We start from the raw sequence: 15,253 nt of genomic DNA, 5'->3' as shown, positions 1-15,253 counted from the left end.
GGAGAAGGGAATGAGCTGGCTACGCCAACGCGTTCCGCACCGCCGCCAGGCCGTCTTCGGCCTTGGAGCCGTCGGGGGCGCCGCCTTGGGCGAAGTCGGGCTTGCCGCCGGCGCCCTGGCCGCCCATGGCGATGACGGCGGCGCGGGCCAGGTCGGCGGCGTTGACGCGATCAGTCAGGTCCGAGGTCACGGCGACGGTGACCGCCGCCTTGCCCTCGGTGACGCCGATCAGGGCGACCACGCCGGTTCCGACCTGTTTCCTGAAGTCTTCGGCGACGCCGCGCAAACCTTTGCCGTCCACGCCGTCCAGCACGCGGGCCATCAGTTTGACACCGTTGATCTCCTCAGGCGCGGACGACGCGCCCGAGCCGCCGCCCAGGGCCAGCTGTTTCTTCAGCTCGGCGACCTGTTTCTCCAGCGACTTGACCGAGGCGGTCAGGCTGTCGACCCGGGCGGGGACGTCGGCGGTCTGGACCTTGAAGCTCTGGGCCAGCGAACGGGCGACGCCGGCCTGGGCCAGCAGATACTGACGCGCGGCCTCGCCGGTCAGGGCCTCGATGCGGCGCACGCCGGCGGCGACGCCGGTTTCCTGAACGATCTTGAACAGGGCGATGTCGCCGGTGCGGGCGACGTGGGTGCCGCCGCACAGTTCGACCGAATAGGGGGCGTTGTCGCTGACCAGCGAGCGACCCAGCGTCAGGACGCGGACCTCGTCACCGTATTTCTCGCCGAACAGGGCGATGGCGCCGGCCTCGATGGCCTCCTGCGGGGCCATCAGCTTGGTTTCCGCCGGGACGTTCTGGCGGATGACGGCGTTGACCTCGGTCTCGATGGCGGACAGTTCGGCCTCGGTGAGCGGGGCGCCGTGGCTGAAGTCAAAACGGGCGCGCTCGGCGTCGACCAGCTGACCCTTCTGGGCGACTGCGGGGCCGAGCACATTCTTCAGCGCCGTATGCAGCAGGTGGGCGGCGGAATGGTTGGCGCGGCTGGTGCGGCGCTTTTCAGCGTCCACCAACTGGGCCGCGCGGGTTCCGATCTCCAGCTTGCCGGCCGTAACCTGGGCCACCAGGACATGCAGGTCGCCGGCGTGTTTACGCACATCGATGACCTCGGCCTCGCCACCCGGCCACTCCAGGGTTCCGTGATCGCCGGCCTGGCCGCCGCTTTCGGCATAGAAGGGAGTGGTATCGAACAACACTTCGACGATGTCGCCGGCCTCGGCCGTCTCGACCGGCGCGCCGGCGTTCATCAGGGCCAGGACCTCGCCCGAGCCTTCGATATTGTCATAGCCGGTGAAGACGGTCGGCCCCATCCGGTCGCGGATCGCCAGCCATTCGTTGGTGTTGGCGGTCTGGCCCGAGCCCTTCCAGTTTTCGCGCGAACGCTGGCGCTGTTCGGCCATGGCGGCCTCGAAGCCGTCGACGTTGACCGAGAAGCCGCGACGACGCGCCTCATCCTGGGTCAGGTCCAGCGGGAAGCCGTAGGTGTCGGACAGGGTGAAGGCCGTCTGGCCGTCCAGCATGTCGCCGGGACGGAAGCCCTGAACCGCCGTGTCGAACAGGGCCATGCCGCGGCCGAGCGTGGTGCGGAAGCGGACCTCTTCCTGCTTCAGCGTGTCTTCGATGAAGGGCTGGGCGCGGGCCAGTTCAGGATAGGCGTCGCCCATCTGGGCCACCAGGGTCGGGACCAGACGGTGCATCAGGGGGTCGGCGGCGCCCAGCAGATGGGCGTGGCGCATGGCGCGTCGCATTATGCGGCGCAGCACATAGCCCCGGCCTTCGTTCGACGGGGTGACGCCGTCGGCGATTAGGAAGGAAGACGAGCGCAGGTGGTCGGCGATGACGCGGTGGCTGGCGGCCTGATCGCCGTCCGATTTGGTCGAGGTGGCGTCTTCGGACGCGGCGATCAGCGTCTTGAACAGGTCGGTTTCGAAAACCGAATGCACGCCCTGGAGCACGGTGGTCATCCGCTCCAGACCCATGCCGGTGTCCACGCTGGGCTTGGGAAGGTTGCGAACGATCTGATCGTTCTCCTTCTCATACTGCATGAAGACGTTGTTCCAGATCTCGACGTAGCGGTCGCCGTCCTCGTCCGGCGAACCGGGAGGGCCGCCGGCGATCTTGTCGCCGTGGTCCCAGAAGATCTCGGTGCAGGGGCCGCAGGGGCCCGAGTCGCCCATGGCCCAGAAGTTGTCCGAGCCGGCGATGCGGATGATCTTGTCGTCGGAGAAGCCGGTGACCTTCTTCCAGATCGCGGCGGCCTCGTCGTCATCAATATAGACGGTGACCAGGAGACGTTTGGGGTCCAGGTCGAAATCCTGGGTGACCAGGTTCCACGCCTTCTCGATGGCGTGCTCCTTGAAGTAGTCTCCGAAGGAGAAGTTGCCCAGCATCTCGAAGAAGGTCAGGTGGCGGGCGGTGTAGCCGACGTTGTCCAGGTCGTTGTGCTTGCCCCCGGCGCGCACGCACTTCTGCGAGCTGGTCGCGCGCGGATAGGGCGGCTTGGCGGCGCCGGTGAAATAGTCCTTGAACGGCACCATGCCGGCATTGACGAAGAGCAGGCTCGGGTCGTTCTGCGGCACCAGCGGGGCCGAATGGACCTTGGCGTGGCCGTCCGCCGCGAAATAGTCGAGGTAGGTGGCGCGGATCTCGTTCAGGCTGGGCATATGCGGTCTTCGGCTCGGCGGTCGCTAGGAACCGGCGTCATATAGGGTTTTGGCGGGGAGCGCATCATCTGCGCGGGGAGAGGCGCGCAGCACACGATCCTTCCCCGAGGAGCGCAGCGGAACGGGGGAGGGGGACCATGCGCAGCATGGTGGAGGGGGCGAAAGTCGTTAGGTGTTGAAAGGAGCGGTCAGCATCGGGGATGCGGTCGCCCCCTCCACCGCTTCGCGGTCCCCCTCCCCCGCTGGGCGGGGGGAGGATTATCTCAGACCCTCGGCGGCGGGCCGAACTTGCCGGACTGGTAGTCCTGGATCGCCTGGATGATCTCGTCGCGGGTGTTCATGACGAAGGGGCCATGGCTGAAGACCGGCTCGCCGATGGGATCGGCGTGGCCCAGGAGGACGACGGCGTCGGTGGTCGCCGTGATCTGAACCACATCGCCGTCGGACAGGGCGGCGAGGTTCCATTGCGGCACCGGCGTTCCGGCGACGGCGATCTCGCCTTTGATCCCATAAAGGAAGACGTTGCGGCCGGGGGCGACGGGCGTCTCGAACGTCGCGCCGGCGGGCAGGCGCACGACCGCCAGATGAATGTCGATCAGGGACTGGATCGGCGCCTTGACGCCCAGCCAGTCGCCGGAGACGGGCTCGACCGTGACGCCGGCCTCGGTCGTGAAGGTCGGGATGTCGGATTTCTGCAGGCCGATATAGTCCGGCTTTGTCATCTTCAGCCGCGACGGCAGGTTGACCCACAGCTGCAGGATCTCCATCGGCCCGCCGTCGCGCTTGAAGGCGGTCGGGGACAGTTCGGCGTGGATCAGGCCCGAGCCGGCGGTCATCCACTGGATGCCGCCCGCCTTGATGATGCTCTCGCCGCCGCCGGAATCGTTGTGGGCCAGTTCGCCGTTCAGGATGAAGGTGACGGTCTCGAAGCCCCGGTGCGGGTGCGGGCCGAACGGCAGCCCGGCGTTGCCCGGCGCATAGGTCTGGGGCCCGTGGTGGTTCAGGAACAGGAAGGGATCGATCTGGTCCACGCCGGGACCGGGCACCGGACGCCGGGTGGTCAGGTCGCCGATGTCGTCGCGATGGGCGGGGTGCAGGCGAAGGACGGAACGAGGCTGGGTCATTCGCTACATATAGGGTGGCGGATCGCCGGTGGCGAGATCGGGGGTGGCGAGATCAGCCTGGACGGGTCGCCGTGACAGGACGGGCGCGGCCGTCCTGAACCCATTCTCCGGCCCAGCCATTCAACGCCGGATGCAGACGCAGTTCGCCCTCCGACAGAGGGATGACGACGACCTCGCCCCTGGTCGAGACCGGCCCGGCGAAGCCGGTTCGGTCGACCCCGGCCGGCGCATCCAGACGTCGCCAGGCGCCTTCGACCCGACGGCCCTCGCCCCGGTCGGTCAGGGACAGCGACAGCAAAGGCCTTCCGTCCGGCTGGGCGATGCGCCAGCGGCCGTCCAGCGGGCCCATTGCGGCTTCGGCGTCGATCGCGGCCTGGGCCACGCCCTGGTCGTAGGTGGTCTGGCTGTCGGAGGGGCTGAACTCATAGTCGCCGGCGTAGTCGTCGACCGCAACCGGGGCTGTCAGGGGGCGGCGATGCAGGTCGGTCGCGGCGTCCCCCTCGGCCGTTTCGCGCCCGAAACGGGATGGCGGTTGATAGGGGCGGACGGTCGGCGCGCGATAGGTTTCCGGCGTCGCGTCCAGAAGCCCTGTCGTCTGAATGGCGGGCTCCAGGGCGACGGCGGACATCAAGGCGAGCAGCAACATGAGCCCACCCTGCCAAATCGCCGGGCGCGTCGCCTAGCCGTCGAACGGGGCCTGAACGCAAACGTGATCCGTCGTGATGGAACCGACGTAAACCGCACAATCCGTCGATCTGGGGGTCTGTGCGTTGACACCGGCCCCACACGGTCACAAAAGCCTTCGCAACCGCACACGGCGATTGAATTCATTCGCTTTTGAGAACCATTCGCATGAACCAGCCCAACCCGACGCCGGGTGGCGCCTCAAGCGACCGGACGGGTCGCTTCGTCACTCAACCGAACGGACATATCGCGCCGCTGTCGCCCCACATGGGCGTCTGGCGCTGGCACGTCACCATGACGGCCTCCATCTTGTTCCGCGCGACGATCATCGCCGCCACGGTCGGCGTGCTGTTCGTCCTGGCCTGGCTGGGCGCGCTGGCGTTCGGGCCCGAGGCGTTCCAGAGCGCGCTCGATCTGGCCGGATCGCCGCTGGGCCTGCTGGTCTTCTTCGGTCTGACGGTAGTGCTGTTCTCCTTCATCCTGAACGGCGCGCGCCACACCTATAACGACACCGGCAACGGACTGACGGTGAAGTCCGCGACCGCCCTGTCGAACATTGCGGTGTGGGGGCCGATCCCGCTGGCCGTGCTGTTCTGGGTCGTGCTGTTCGCCACGGGGAGGGTTTCGCTGTGAGCGGCGCCGCAAAGTTCAAGAACAACGTCAAGGTTTCCGAGCGTCACGGCGCCGGCGAATGGCTGATCGAGCGCATCCTGCTGGTGGCCCTGCTGCCGTTGGGCCTGTGGGTCGCCTCGACCGGCTTCACCCTGGCGGGCGCCGGCTATGACGCGGCGATGGCCTGGTTCGCCAATCCGCTGAACGCGGCCCTGATGGCGATCACCGCCGTGATCTTCTTCGGCTACGTTAGCCTGGCTTGGAAAGTCGTTCTGGAAGACTACGTGCCCAACGTCGGAACGCGCGGCCTTCTGGTCCTGCTGCTGAACGTCGTCTTCCTGCTGCTGGCCGCCGCCAGCGTCTTCTTCATCGTGCGGCTGGCGCTGGGTTCGGCGCCGCTGCCCGCTGGTTTCGGAGCCTGATTAACTGATGGCCGCTTACGAACTGATCGATCACGAATACGACGTCGTCGTCGTCGGCGCCGGGGGCTCGGGCCTTCGCGCCGCGCTCGGCGCCGCGCAGCAGGGGCTGAAGGTCGCCTGCGTGACCAAGGTCTTCCCCACCCGCTCGCACACCGTCGCGGCCCAGGGCGGCATCTCGGCCTCGCTCGGCAACATGGGCGAGGACAGCTGGCAATGGCACATGTACGACACCGTCAAGGGGTCGGACTGGCTGGGCGACCAGGACTCGATCGAATATCTGGTCCGTAACGCGCCCAAGGCCGTCTATGAGCTGGAACACTGGGGCGTGCCCTTCAGCCGCACCGAAGAAGGCAAGATCTATCAGCGCGCCTTCGGCGGCATGACCCGCAACTTCGGCGAAGGCCCGGTGCAGCGCACCTGCGCCGCCGCCGACCGCACCGGCCACGCCATCCTGCACACCCTGTACGGCCAGTCGGTGCGCCGCGAGGTGAAGTTCTTCGTCGAGTATTTCGCGCTGGACCTGATCATGCAGGACGGCGCCTGCACCGGCGTGACGGCGCTGCAGCTCGACAACGGTCAGCTTCACCAGTTCCGCGCCAAGATGGTGGTTCTGGCGACCGGCGGATACGGCCGCGCCTATTTCAGCGCCACCTCGGCCCACACCTGCACCGGCGACGGCAATGCGATGGTGCTGCGCGCCGGCCTGCCGCTGCAGGACATGGAGTTCGTACAGTTCCACCCGACCGGCATCTATGGCGCCGGCTGCCTGATTACAGAGGGCGCGCGCGGCGAGGGCGGTTATCTGACCAACTCGGAAGGCGAGCGCTTCATGGAGCGTTATGCGCCGACCGTGAAGGACCTGGCCCCGCGCGACATGGTTTCGCGCTCCATGACCATCGAAATCCGCGAGGGTCGCGGCGTGGGTCCGAACAAGGACCACATCTTCCTGCATCTGGATCACCTGGATCCGAAGATTCTGCACCAGCGCCTGCCGGGCATCTCGGAGTCTGCCAAGATCTTCGCCGGCGTGGATGTGACCAAGGAGCCGATCCCGGTCCTGCCGACCGTGCACTACAACATGGGCGGCATCCCCACGAACTATCACGGCGAAGTCCTGACGCTGCGCGACGGCAACCCCGACAGCGTGGTTCCGGGCCTGATGGCCGTGGGCGAGGCGGCGTGCGTTTCGGTGCACGGCGCCAACCGCCTGGGCTCCAACTCCCTGACCGACCTGGTGGTGTTCGGCCGCGCCGTCGGCCTGCGCTGCGGTGAAGTCGTCGACAAGGCTTCGGCCGTGCCATCGGCCTCCAAGAGCCAGACCGACCAGCACCTGGCCCGCCTGGATCGCTTCCGTTACGCCGACGGCTCGACCCCGACCGCCGAGCTGCGTCTGTCGATGCAGCGCGCGATGCAGGCCGATGCGGCGGTGTTCCGCACCGGCGAGACCCTGCAACAGGGCACCGACAAGCTGCGCGCCATCGAGGCGGCCGGCGCCGACATCAAGACCACCGATCGCGGCCTGATCTGGAATACGGACCTGGTCGAGACGCTGGAGTACGACAACCTGATCGCCCAGGCGATGGTGACGATCGAGGGCGGTCTGAACCGCACGGAATCGCGCGGCGCCCACGCCCGCGAAGACTATCCCGATCGCGACGACGTCAACTGGATGAAGCACACCCTGGCGTGGAAGCGTCCGGGCGAGCAGGTCCAGATCGATTATCGTCCGGTCCACAACTACACCATGTCCGACGACATCGCGTATATCGAACCGAAGGCGCGGGTTTACTAAGATGGTCCAGCTGACTCTCCCCAGAGGCTCCAAGCCGACGACCGGCAAGGTCCACAAGGCCGCGCCGGGCTCCAAGGACGTGAAGACCTACAAGGTCTATCGCTACGATCCGGAAACCGACGCCGATCCGCGCTGGGACACCTATGAGGTGCCGACCGGCGATCACGGGCCGATGCTGCTGGACGCGCTGATCCACATCAAGAACACCATCGATCCGACCCTGTCATTCCGGCGCTCGTGCCGCGAGGGCATCTGCGGCTCGTGCTCGATGAACATCGACGGGCGTAACGCTCTGGCCTGCACCAAGGGCTGGGACGAATGCGCGTCCAACAACATCACCATCTCCCCCCTGCCCCACCAGCCGGTGGTCAAGGACCTGGTGACGGACCTGAGCCTGTTTTACGCCCAGTACGACTCAATCCAGCCGTATCTGCAATCGGACGAGCCTGACCCCGAGAAGGAACGTCTGCAGACCCCGGCCGAGCGCGAGAAGCTGGACGGCCTGTACGAGTGCATCCTGTGCGCCTGCTGCTCGACGTCCTGCCCCAGCTACTGGTGGAACCAGGAAGAGTACCTGGGCCCGGCGGCGCTGCTGCAATCCTATCGCTGGATTTCCGACAGCCGCGACGACGCGACCCAGAAGCGCCTGGACGACCTGGAAGACCCGTTCAAACTGTATCGCTGCCACACGATCATGAACTGCGCCCAGGTCTGTCCCAAGGGTCTGAACCCGGCCAAGGCCATCGCCGAGACCAAGAAGCTGATGGTCGCGCCGAGCCGCAAGAAGGCGGCCTGAGTATCCGGCACCGGGGGCCTTGCCTCCGGCGCCGCCTCCTTTAAGAGCGGCGCATGGCCAGCATCACCTATATCGAGCATGACGGAACCGAGCACGTCGTCGACGTGAAGTCGGGGCTGAGCGTCATGGAAGGCGCGATCCGCAACAATGTGCCGGGCATCGACGCGGACTGCGGCGGGGCCTGCGCCTGCGCGACCTGCCATGTTTATGTCGACGAAGCCTGGCGCGAGGCGACGGGCAAGCCGTCGGCCATGGAAGAGTCGATGTTGGACTTCGCCGAAGAGGTCGAGCCGAACAGCCGCCTGTCGTGCCAGATCCGGGTGTCGGACGCGCTGAACGGCCTGATCGTGCGGTTGCCGGAAAACCAGCACTGAAATGATCGACGCGCGGCTGATCGACAGGATCGGCCGATGGATCGACCAGCGCACCGAGGCGATGGGCCGGGACGGTCCGCCGATCCTGGGGATCGCGGGTTCGCAAGGTTCGGGAAAATCCACACTGGCCAAGGCCGTCGCCAAACGGTTCGGTGGGGCGAGCCTGTCGCTGGACGACGTCTATCTGACAAAGGCGGAGCGGGCGGCCATGGCGGCGCGGGTGCATCCGCTGTTCGCCACGCGCGGGCCGCCGGGGACGCATGACCTGGGCCTTCTGAACCGTCTGCTGGATCGGTTGCAGGCGGCGGCGCCGGACGATCTGACGCCTCTGCCGCGTTTCGACAAGCTGGCCGACGACCGGGCGCCCGAGGCGGACTGGCCAGTCGTGAAAGGTCGGCCGCGCGTCATCGTGCTGGAGGGATGGTGCCTAGGCGCGACGCCGCAGGCCGAGGGGGATCTGGTTGAGCCGATCAACGCCTTAGAAACCCGGCAGGATGTCGAGGGCGTGTGGCGCAGGGCGGTCAATGATGCGCTGGCTCAGCCCTATGCCCGCTTGCGCCCGCGATTGGACGCTCTGGTCTTTTTGAAGGCGCCGGGGTTCGATGTCGTGCTGGACTGGCGCTGCGAGCAGGAGGCGGGATTGATGGGGCAGGACGCCGTATCGCCCGAGCGACGCGCGGCCCTGGCGGTCTTCATCCAGCATTATGAGCGCCTGAGCCGGCATATGATGACGGGCGGCGTGGAGGCGGACCTGATCGTCGCTCTGGACCGGGAACGCGGGGTTCGCAGCCTTGAAGGCGGGCTTGGCGCCTGAGCCGCCTCTGTGCGTTATCGGACCATGAGCCTGTTTGGATCCAAGCCCGCCGTCGAGCCCGACCGCCGCATGGGCGCGCGCCGACCCGCAAACGCGCGCGGCGTCATCTGCGCGCCCGGCCTGGAGACGGCGTGTCTGATCGTCGATCTGTCGGACGCGGGGATGAAGCTGCGGCTGGACCGGGGCGGGGCCTTGCCGCGCGAGGTCGTGGTGGTCGATGTGGCCGCGGGCGTCGCCTATCCCGCCACCGTCGTCTGGCAGCGCGGGCAGGAGGCCGGGCTGAGGCAGACCGGGGCCAAATCGCTGAGAGGGCTGGCGCCGGCGAGGCTGATCCCAGCGCGCGACGCCTGGCTGAGGGCCGGCGGGCGCTGATCGGCCGGGCTAGTCCGCCGTGTCGGCGGGCATGGAGCCGGCGTTGATGGCGATGCGGCCCACCAGCCCCTTGACGATCAGGTCCAGGGCCGACCCCTCGCGATAGTCGGCGGCGGCGACGAAGTTCACCCGGTCCTCCGAAATCAGGGAATAGACCTTTTTCTGGTCCCGCTCGTTCGAGCGCGGATCATAGACGGCGATCGAGAAACCGCCCTTGGTGTGCATCATCTTCATGGTCGGCACGTCGGTGTCGCCGTCGCCGATGAAGATCATCCGGTCGAAGGGCACGGCGCGCTCGTCATCAGGGATGAAGTGGTTGATGCGTTCGTGCTCCCAATGGTTCTTCACGCCCTTATTGATGCGGAACAGATACTGGGTCTTGGTCGTGTAGTTGACGCCGACCGCCGGCCAGGCGGCCTCGCCCTTGTCGTCATAGACGTAGTGGGAGGCGAAGACGTGGGTCAGGGCGGGGCGGATCGGCGTGCCGTCGATCATCTCCTCCAGCCCGGCGGAGATGATGTAATGCTCGATCTCCAGCCCGTATCTGGCACCGAAGGCGTTCATCCGGTCGAACCAGCTGAGATCCTTCAGACCCTCGAACAGGGCCACCGCCTCGCCGTGCTGGCGCAGGGTCTCGCGCGTCACCGGGGCGCCGTTCTGACGCGCGTGGTGCAGCATCAGCTGCATGTACATCAGGATGCCGTCGCCGTCGGCGTCCTTGGTCAGGCGTTCGGCCTCTTCCCAGAAGGCGCCGATGCCCATGCCGACGGAGGGGATGAAGGACACCTCCTGCATATTGCCGCGCGCCAGGGTGCCGTCGAAATCATAGATCAGGGCGGTTTTCAGCAGCGGGGTCTTGGGTTCGGCCGTATCGGACATGGGGCGAGATCCTTGGTGGAACCCGCCCTCTATATCAGCCCGCCGCGCCCGTCGATTGGCGCCGCTGGCCGAAGGTGGGCGCCGCCGCCTTCTGCTCGGCCCAGTAGTCGGCGCCCGTCGTCGGCTTGAACATGGTGCGGGGCGACCCGTTGCGGGCCACCACGGCGAAGGTGTTGGTCGAGGCCTGATAGATCAGGGTGTCGCCATTTGGCCGTTTGACGGTCTCGGCGTCGCGCGGAGGCTTTGTCGTGAAAGCCGTGACCTTCGTCAGATAGTCCTCGGCTGAGCGCGCGCCGAAGTCTGCGCCGTTGCGGTCGTAGAGACGCGCGATCTTGGCGTCGACGGTTTCGCGCCGATTGGCGGTCAGGACGGGCTTCTCCTGAGGCGTCGCAGCCTCTTCGCTTGCCGTCGGCATGGACGTCAGGGCAACGGGTTCGGCGCTCGCCGTCCGATCCCGCGTCTCAACCGCCGAACTGTTGTCGCAGGCACTCAGCCCCAGCAGACCGCACAGGACCAGCGCGGCCCCTCCCCTTGTCAGCGTTCTCATTCTTTCCTCCAGATACCCGCTGGACGCGACGAAAGCACAACTTTATTGTTCGCGCAATGTTCTCGTCTCGACGGCGTCACGCGCGGCGGCTAGACCGTGAGCATGAACAATCGCCTCCTTTCGAACCGCAAAATCCTGCTGATCGTGGGCGGCGGCATCGCGGCCTATAAGGCGCTGGAGCTGATGCGGCTGATCGCCAAGGCGGGCGGGCGGACGCGGGTGATCCTGACCGAATCCGGTGCCGAGTTCGTGACGCCCCTGTCGCTGGCGGCGCTGAGCGGCCATCCGGTGCGGTCGGGCCTGTTCCACCCCGACGACGAGACCAGCATGGGCCATATCGAGCTGTCGCGCTGGGCAGACCTGGTGGTCGTGGCGCCAGCGACGGCGGGGCTGATCGCCAAGGCGGCGAACGGTTTGGCCGACGACCTGGCCTCGACGACCCTGATCGCGACGGACAAGCGGGTGCTGCTGGCGCCGGCGATGAATGTGCGGATGTGGGAGCATCCGGCGGTCCAGGCCAATATGGAGCGGTTAAAGGCCTTTCCGGGCTTCCATGGCGTGGCGGTGGTGGGGCCGGACGACGGCGAGATGGCCTGCGGCGAATATGGGCCGGGTCGGATGGCGGAGCCCGCCGCGATCCTGGACGCCATTGCGGGCCTGCTGGCAGGCGCGGCCGGACAACCGCTCAAGGGACGCAAGGCCGTGGTCACGGCCGGGCCGACGTTCGAACCGATCGACCCGGTGCGGGGCCTGACCAATCGCTCCAGCGGCAAACAGGGCTACGCCATCGCCGCCGCCCTGGCCGAACTGGGCGCAGAGGTGACGTTGGTGTCGGGGCCGACGGCGCTGGCGGCGCCGACCGGCGTGACGCGGATCGATGTGGAGAGCGCGCTGGAGATGCAGGCGGCGACGCAGAGCGCCCTTCCCGCCGACATCGCCGTCCTGTCGGCCGCCGTCGCCGACTGGCGCGTGGACACCATCGCCGGCGGCAAGATCAAGAAGGGACCCGGCGGCCCGCCGACCCTGGCCCTGATCGAAAACCCCGACATCCTGACCGGCGTCGCCGCGCCCGGTCCGAACCGCCCGGCCCTGGTCATCGGCTTCGCCGCCGAAACGACGGATCTGGAAGCCAATGCGCGCGCCAAGCTGTCGCGAAAGGGCTGCGACTGGATCCTGGGAAATGACGTGTCCGACGATGTGTTCGGCTCGGACGGCAACGCCGTACTGCTGGTCACCGCCGATCGGACCGAGACCTGGCCGCGCCAGTCCAAGACCGCCATCGCCCGGGCCGTCGCCGCCCGCATCGCCGATCATTTCAAGGCCGCCCAATGACCGAGACCGCCATCCAGATTTTGCGCCTGCCGCATTCCGAAGGTCTGCCCCTGCCCGCCTATGAGACGGGCGGTTCGGCGGGCATGGACCTGCGCGCCGCCGTGCCCGAGGATCAGCCGATGACCCTGGCGCCGGGTCAGCGGGCGCTGGTGCCGACGGGGCTGAAGATCGCCCTGCCGCCGGGGTATGAGGCCCAGGTGCGGGCGCGCTCGGGCTTGGCGTTGAAACACGGCATCATCTGCCCGAATGCTCCCGGCACCATCGACAGCGACTATCGCGGCGAGTGCGGCGTCATCCTGGCCAACATCGGCGCCGAGCCCTTCGTCATCCGCCGCGGCGAACGCATCGCCCAGCTTGTGATCGCCCGGCATGAGCGGGCGGACTGGATCGAGGTCGAAACGCTGGACGAGACCGCACGCGGGGCGGGCGGGTTCGGATCGACGGGGCGCTGACGCCCTAAACCAGCGGCGCCGTCGGCTGGATGAGGCTGGCCTTGCGGCGGATATGTTCGCGCCAGGCGGTGTAGAGGCCGCTGCTCGCGATCAGGGCGGCGCCGGCCAGGGTGGTGAGGGTGGGCGTCGCGGCCATCAGCCACCAGCCGAAGACGATGGCGCCGACAATCTGGAGATAGTCGAAGGGCGCGACCACGGCGACCGGGGCCTTTTGCAGCGAGGCGGTCATGAACAGCTGGGCCAGACCGCCGGCGACGCCCGATCCGATCAGCAGGCCGAAGGTGCCGAGCGCGTGCCAATGGCCGACGAAGGGCAGCAGGATCGCCCCCACGACCGAACAGGCGACGAAGAACCAGAAGACGATGGCGGCGACGTGTTCGGTGTCGCGCAGCTGTCGCAGCGTAATGGTCACGCCGGCCGTCAGCACCGCCCCGATCAAGGCGAAGGCCACGCCCGCCAGCGGCAGGACCGACTGGCCGACGCCCGGCCGCATGACCACGATCACGCCGATGAAGCCGACAGCGACGGCGGCCCAGCGGCGCGGGCCGACCGCCTCCTTCAGCACGAAGAAGGACAGGATGGTGGCGAAGATCGGAGCGGTGAAGCTGAGGGTCGTCGCGTCGGCGAGAGGCAGCAGCGTCAGCGTCTGGAACAGGCACAGGATGGCCGCGACGCCCAGGGCGCTGCGTCCCAGATGAGCCAGGGGGCGGCGCGTCGACAGGGCCGAGAGGCCGCCCGGCTGGGTCAGCACCCAGGCCAGCACCACCGGCAGGCCGAAGAAGGCGCGGTAGAACAGCATTTCCGGCGCCGCGACGCCATCCTGCGACGCCAGCTTCAACGTCGCCGTCATGATCGAGAAACAGCCGGCGGCGGCGATGCGCAGAAGAATGCCGCGGACGACATCCTCGCCCGCGGCTTTCGATGGATCAGGCGAAGGCCGCGCGGCGGCGACCATGTCGCGCGCTTAGGCCTGGCCGGTTTCGACCGGCTGCTGGGCGATCTGTTGCTGGCGCGCGATGTAGATGGCGGCGAAATCGATGGGGTCCAGCTGGAACGGGGGATAGAAGCCGCCGTCGGCCGTGGCGCCCGAGATGATCTCGCGCGCGAACGGGAACAGGTAGCGCGGGCATTCGATCAGCAGCAGCGGCTCGATGTCCTGCTCCTGGACATTGGCCAGCTGGAACAGGCCGCCATAGACCAGTTCGACGTGGAAGACAGGCTGGTTCTCGTGGGTCGCCTTGATCGACAGCTTCAGATCCAGTTCGAACAGGCCGTCGGGGCGACCCTGGGCGGCCATTTCGACGCCGAGGTCGATCGCGGGCTTGCCGTCGATGCGCAGGGATTCCGGGGCGCGCGGGTTCTCGAACGAGAAATCGCGGACGTATTGCGCCAGGATGCGGAAGCCGGGACCGGCGGGCTGGCCCTGCTGGGCGTCGCCTTGCTGGGGCTGTTCGGCGGGAGGAGCGGCGTCGGTCATGAAACGGTCTTTGGCGCAGTTTGGGGCCGATGAGGCCGGAATGAGGCGCCGCGACTACCATGCCGGGACGCTTGGCCGCAACGTCGCGCGCGCGATTGGGCGCGCGCTTCGCCTTGCCTCACCCTATATGAGCCCGTAATCACGCCAGACTCAGTGTTTGGCGCACCCGTCGTTCGCTACAGGAATCTCCTCTTGAACATGCCGGTTCAGTTCCAGGTCGTCGTCTTCGCCTTCATCGCAGCCTTTGTGCTGTTCCAGCTCTACAATGTGCTGGGCAAGCGGGTGGGCCGTCAGCCGCAGGAAGACGCCAAGATCGCGCCGCCCGGCCCGGCCCAGGCCGACACGCCCAAGGTCGCGGCGATCGACCCGGCGACCCTGGCCTCGATCGCCAGCCTGAAGGCGCGCGATCCGGCGTTCGACCCGGCCCGTTTCCTGGACGGCGCGCGTCAGGCCTATGAGACCATCGTTCGCGGCTACGCCGCCGGCGACCGGGCCGCGCTGAAGCCGTTGCTGAAGCCGAACGTCTTCGCCTCGTTCGAGACCGGCATCGCAGCGCGCGAGACGCGCGGCGAGACCGAGACCGTCGAGTTCCTGTATCCGCCCCGGGCCGATCTGGAAGGCGCGGTCGCCGAGGGCGACAAGGCCGTGGCCAAGGTCCGCTTCCTGGCCGAACTGCGCAGTCGGGTGACCAAGGCCTCGGGCGAAACGGCGGACGCGACGACGGGCGAGCCGCTGGTGGAGGAACGCCGCACGGCCGAACACTGGACCTTCGAGCGCACCTTGGGCGCGACGGACCCGAATTGGGTGCTGTCGCGCGTCGAGCCGGCCAACGCCTGATGGCGGCTCGCGGCCGGTCGGGCGGACTGGCGACGCTGACGGCCGCCCTGGCGGTCGCCGCCTGTTCGACCGGG

17 protein-coding genes are annotated in these 15,253 nt (G+C 67.6%); 10 read left to right on the top strand and 7 right to left on the bottom strand.

Annotated elements, in window-relative coordinates; translation table 11 throughout:
• Positions 1-19: 19 nt before the first annotated feature.
• The 3 genes from alaS to B3T77_RS05620 form a co-directional block, all read right to left on the bottom strand.
• A complete protein-coding gene (gene alaS / locus B3T77_RS05630; protein ID WP_292078078.1) occupies positions 20-2,665 on the bottom strand; it encodes an alanine--tRNA ligase in 2,646 nt (881 codons plus the stop codon).
• A gap of 263 nt (positions 2,666-2,928) precedes the next feature.
• Positions 2,929-3,789 (bottom strand): pirin family protein, encoded by an 861-nt coding sequence (locus B3T77_RS05625; RefSeq protein ID WP_292078076.1) that lies wholly within the window; start codon positions 3,787-3,789, stop codon positions 2,929-2,931.
• Between the two features lie 52 nt (positions 3,790-3,841).
• Positions 3,842-4,435, bottom strand: a complete 594-nt coding sequence (locus tag B3T77_RS05620) for a hypothetical protein (RefSeq protein WP_292078073.1) — start codon at positions 4,433-4,435, stop codon at positions 3,842-3,844.
• Positions 4,436-4,641: 206 nt separating this feature from the next.
• On the opposite strand from B3T77_RS05620, the gene sdhC reads away from it, so the two are divergent.
• The 7 genes from sdhC to B3T77_RS05585 are packed head-to-tail and all read left to right on the top strand — an operon-like array spanning position 4,642 to position 9,655.
• Positions 4,642-5,106 carry a succinate dehydrogenase, cytochrome b556 subunit gene (gene sdhC, locus B3T77_RS05615; protein ID WP_017506653.1) on the top strand — a complete coding sequence of 155 codons (465 nt, stop codon included), beginning with the start codon at positions 4,642-4,644 and terminating at the stop codon, positions 5,104-5,106.
• A complete protein-coding gene (sdhD, locus tag B3T77_RS05610) occupies positions 5,103-5,507 on the top strand; it encodes a succinate dehydrogenase, hydrophobic membrane anchor protein (RefSeq protein ID WP_137720488.1) in 405 nt (134 codons plus the stop codon). Before sdhC ends, sdhD begins: the two co-directional genes overlap by 4 nt.
• A gap of 7 nt (positions 5,508-5,514) precedes the next feature.
• On the top strand, positions 5,515-7,299 hold the full coding sequence (gene sdhA, locus B3T77_RS05605; protein ID WP_055809722.1) for a succinate dehydrogenase flavoprotein subunit: 1,785 nt from the start codon (positions 5,515-5,517) through the stop codon (positions 7,297-7,299).
• 1 nt (position 7,300) lies between these two features.
• Complete coding sequence (locus B3T77_RS05600; protein WP_055755116.1) at positions 7,301-8,095, top strand: succinate dehydrogenase iron-sulfur subunit; 795 nt, start codon at positions 7,301-7,303, stop codon at positions 8,093-8,095.
• A gap of 53 nt (positions 8,096-8,148) precedes the next feature.
• The gene (locus B3T77_RS05595; protein ID WP_066627263.1) at positions 8,149-8,469 is read left to right on the top strand and encodes a 2Fe-2S iron-sulfur cluster-binding protein; all 321 of its coding nucleotides are present in this window, start codon (positions 8,149-8,151) and stop codon (positions 8,467-8,469) included.
• 1 nt (position 8,470) lies between these two features.
• Positions 8,471-9,283, top strand: a complete 813-nt coding sequence (locus B3T77_RS05590; RefSeq protein ID WP_292078060.1) for a kinase — start codon at positions 8,471-8,473, stop codon at positions 9,281-9,283.
• Between the two features lie 9 nt (positions 9,284-9,292).
• Positions 9,293-9,655, top strand: coding sequence for a PilZ domain-containing protein (locus B3T77_RS05585; RefSeq protein ID WP_292078058.1), 363 nt, complete (start codon positions 9,293-9,295; stop codon positions 9,653-9,655).
• Positions 9,656-9,664: 9 nt separating this feature from the next.
• On the opposite strand, the gene B3T77_RS05580 is transcribed toward B3T77_RS05585, so the two are convergent.
• Together B3T77_RS05580 and B3T77_RS05575 are read right to left on the bottom strand one after the other, a co-directional pair.
• Positions 9,665-10,534: an HAD family hydrolase gene (locus B3T77_RS05580; RefSeq protein WP_091751986.1), complete on the bottom strand. Its 870-nt coding sequence runs from the start codon at positions 10,532-10,534 to the stop codon at positions 9,665-9,667.
• Positions 10,535-10,568: 34 nt separating this feature from the next.
• Positions 10,569-11,081 (bottom strand): S-type pyocin family protein, encoded by a 513-nt coding sequence (locus B3T77_RS05575; RefSeq protein ID WP_066627256.1) that lies wholly within the window; start codon positions 11,079-11,081, stop codon positions 10,569-10,571.
• Positions 11,082-11,183: 102 nt separating this feature from the next.
• Between B3T77_RS05575 and coaBC the strand changes: the two genes are divergently transcribed.
• Both coaBC and dut read left to right on the top strand, forming a co-directional pair.
• Positions 11,184-12,413, top strand: a complete 1,230-nt coding sequence (gene coaBC, locus B3T77_RS05570; protein WP_292078053.1) for a bifunctional phosphopantothenoylcysteine decarboxylase/phosphopantothenate--cysteine ligase CoaBC — start codon at positions 11,184-11,186, stop codon at positions 12,411-12,413.
• Positions 12,410-12,865, top strand: a complete 456-nt coding sequence (dut, locus tag B3T77_RS05565; RefSeq protein WP_292078052.1) for a dUTP diphosphatase — start codon at positions 12,410-12,412, stop codon at positions 12,863-12,865. The genes coaBC and dut overlap by 4 nt, the downstream gene beginning before the upstream one ends.
• Positions 12,866-12,869: 4 nt before the next feature.
• Here the strand turns inward: dut and B3T77_RS05560 are convergent, their stop codons facing one another.
• Complete coding sequence (locus tag B3T77_RS05560; RefSeq protein WP_292078050.1) at positions 12,870-13,820, bottom strand: DMT family transporter; 951 nt, start codon at positions 13,818-13,820, stop codon at positions 12,870-12,872.
• 9 nt (positions 13,821-13,829) lie between these two features.
• On the bottom strand, positions 13,830-14,342 hold the full coding sequence (gene secB, locus B3T77_RS05555; RefSeq protein ID WP_017505358.1) for a protein-export chaperone SecB: 513 nt from the start codon (positions 14,340-14,342) through the stop codon (positions 13,830-13,832).
• A 198-nt stretch (positions 14,343-14,540) separates the two neighbouring features.
• Between secB and timA the strand changes: the two genes are divergently transcribed.
• The gene (gene timA / locus B3T77_RS05550; RefSeq protein ID WP_292078104.1) at positions 14,541-15,179 is read left to right on the top strand and encodes a TIM44-related membrane protein TimA; all 639 of its coding nucleotides are present in this window, start codon (positions 14,541-14,543) and stop codon (positions 15,177-15,179) included.
• Positions 15,180-15,253: the final 74 nt, after the last annotated feature.

The organism is Brevundimonas sp. UBA7838, assembly GCF_002500885.1.
Classification (GTDB): Bacteria; Pseudomonadota; Alphaproteobacteria; order Caulobacterales; family Caulobacteraceae; genus Brevundimonas; species Brevundimonas vesicularis_C.
The sequence above is the reverse complement of the archived record's forward strand: the minus strand, read 5'-3'. Positions and strand labels throughout refer to the sequence as shown.

What these genes read in the sequence shown, in the direction of transcription:
- alaS (WP_292078078.1), bottom strand. Translation starts at nt 2,665, where the DNA reads ATGCCCAGCCTGAACGAGATCCGCGCCACCTACCTCGACTATTTCGCG.
- B3T77_RS05625 (WP_292078076.1), bottom strand. Translation starts at nt 3,789, where the DNA reads ATGACCCAGCCTCGTTCCGTCCTTCGCCTGCACCCCGCCCATCGCGAC.
- B3T77_RS05620 (WP_292078073.1), bottom strand. Translation starts at nt 4,435, where the DNA reads ATGTTGCTGCTCGCCTTGATGTCCGCCGTCGCCCTGGAGCCCGCCATT.
- sdhC (WP_017506653.1), top strand. Translation starts at nt 4,642, where the DNA reads ATGAACCAGCCCAACCCGACGCCGGGTGGCGCCTCAAGCGACCGGACG.
- sdhA (WP_055809722.1), top strand. Translation starts at nt 5,515, where the DNA reads ATGGCCGCTTACGAACTGATCGATCACGAATACGACGTCGTCGTCGTC.
- B3T77_RS05600 (WP_055755116.1), top strand. Translation starts at nt 7,301, where the DNA reads ATGGTCCAGCTGACTCTCCCCAGAGGCTCCAAGCCGACGACCGGCAAG.
- B3T77_RS05595 (WP_066627263.1), top strand. Translation starts at nt 8,149, where the DNA reads ATGGCCAGCATCACCTATATCGAGCATGACGGAACCGAGCACGTCGTC.
- B3T77_RS05590 (WP_292078060.1), top strand. Translation starts at nt 8,471, where the DNA reads ATGATCGACGCGCGGCTGATCGACAGGATCGGCCGATGGATCGACCAG.
- B3T77_RS05580 (WP_091751986.1), bottom strand. Translation starts at nt 10,534, where the DNA reads ATGTCCGATACGGCCGAACCCAAGACCCCGCTGCTGAAAACCGCCCTG.
- B3T77_RS05575 (WP_066627256.1), bottom strand. Translation starts at nt 11,081, where the DNA reads ATGAGAACGCTGACAAGGGGAGGGGCCGCGCTGGTCCTGTGCGGTCTG.
- coaBC (WP_292078053.1), top strand. Translation starts at nt 11,184, where the DNA reads ATGAACAATCGCCTCCTTTCGAACCGCAAAATCCTGCTGATCGTGGGC.
- dut (WP_292078052.1), top strand. Translation starts at nt 12,410, where the DNA reads ATGACCGAGACCGCCATCCAGATTTTGCGCCTGCCGCATTCCGAAGGT.
- B3T77_RS05560 (WP_292078050.1), bottom strand. Translation starts at nt 13,820, where the DNA reads ATGGTCGCCGCCGCGCGGCCTTCGCCTGATCCATCGAAAGCCGCGGGC.
- secB (WP_017505358.1), bottom strand. Translation starts at nt 14,342, where the DNA reads ATGACCGACGCCGCTCCTCCCGCCGAACAGCCCCAGCAAGGCGACGCC.
- timA (WP_292078104.1), top strand. Translation starts at nt 14,541, where the DNA reads ATGCCGGTTCAGTTCCAGGTCGTCGTCTTCGCCTTCATCGCAGCCTTT.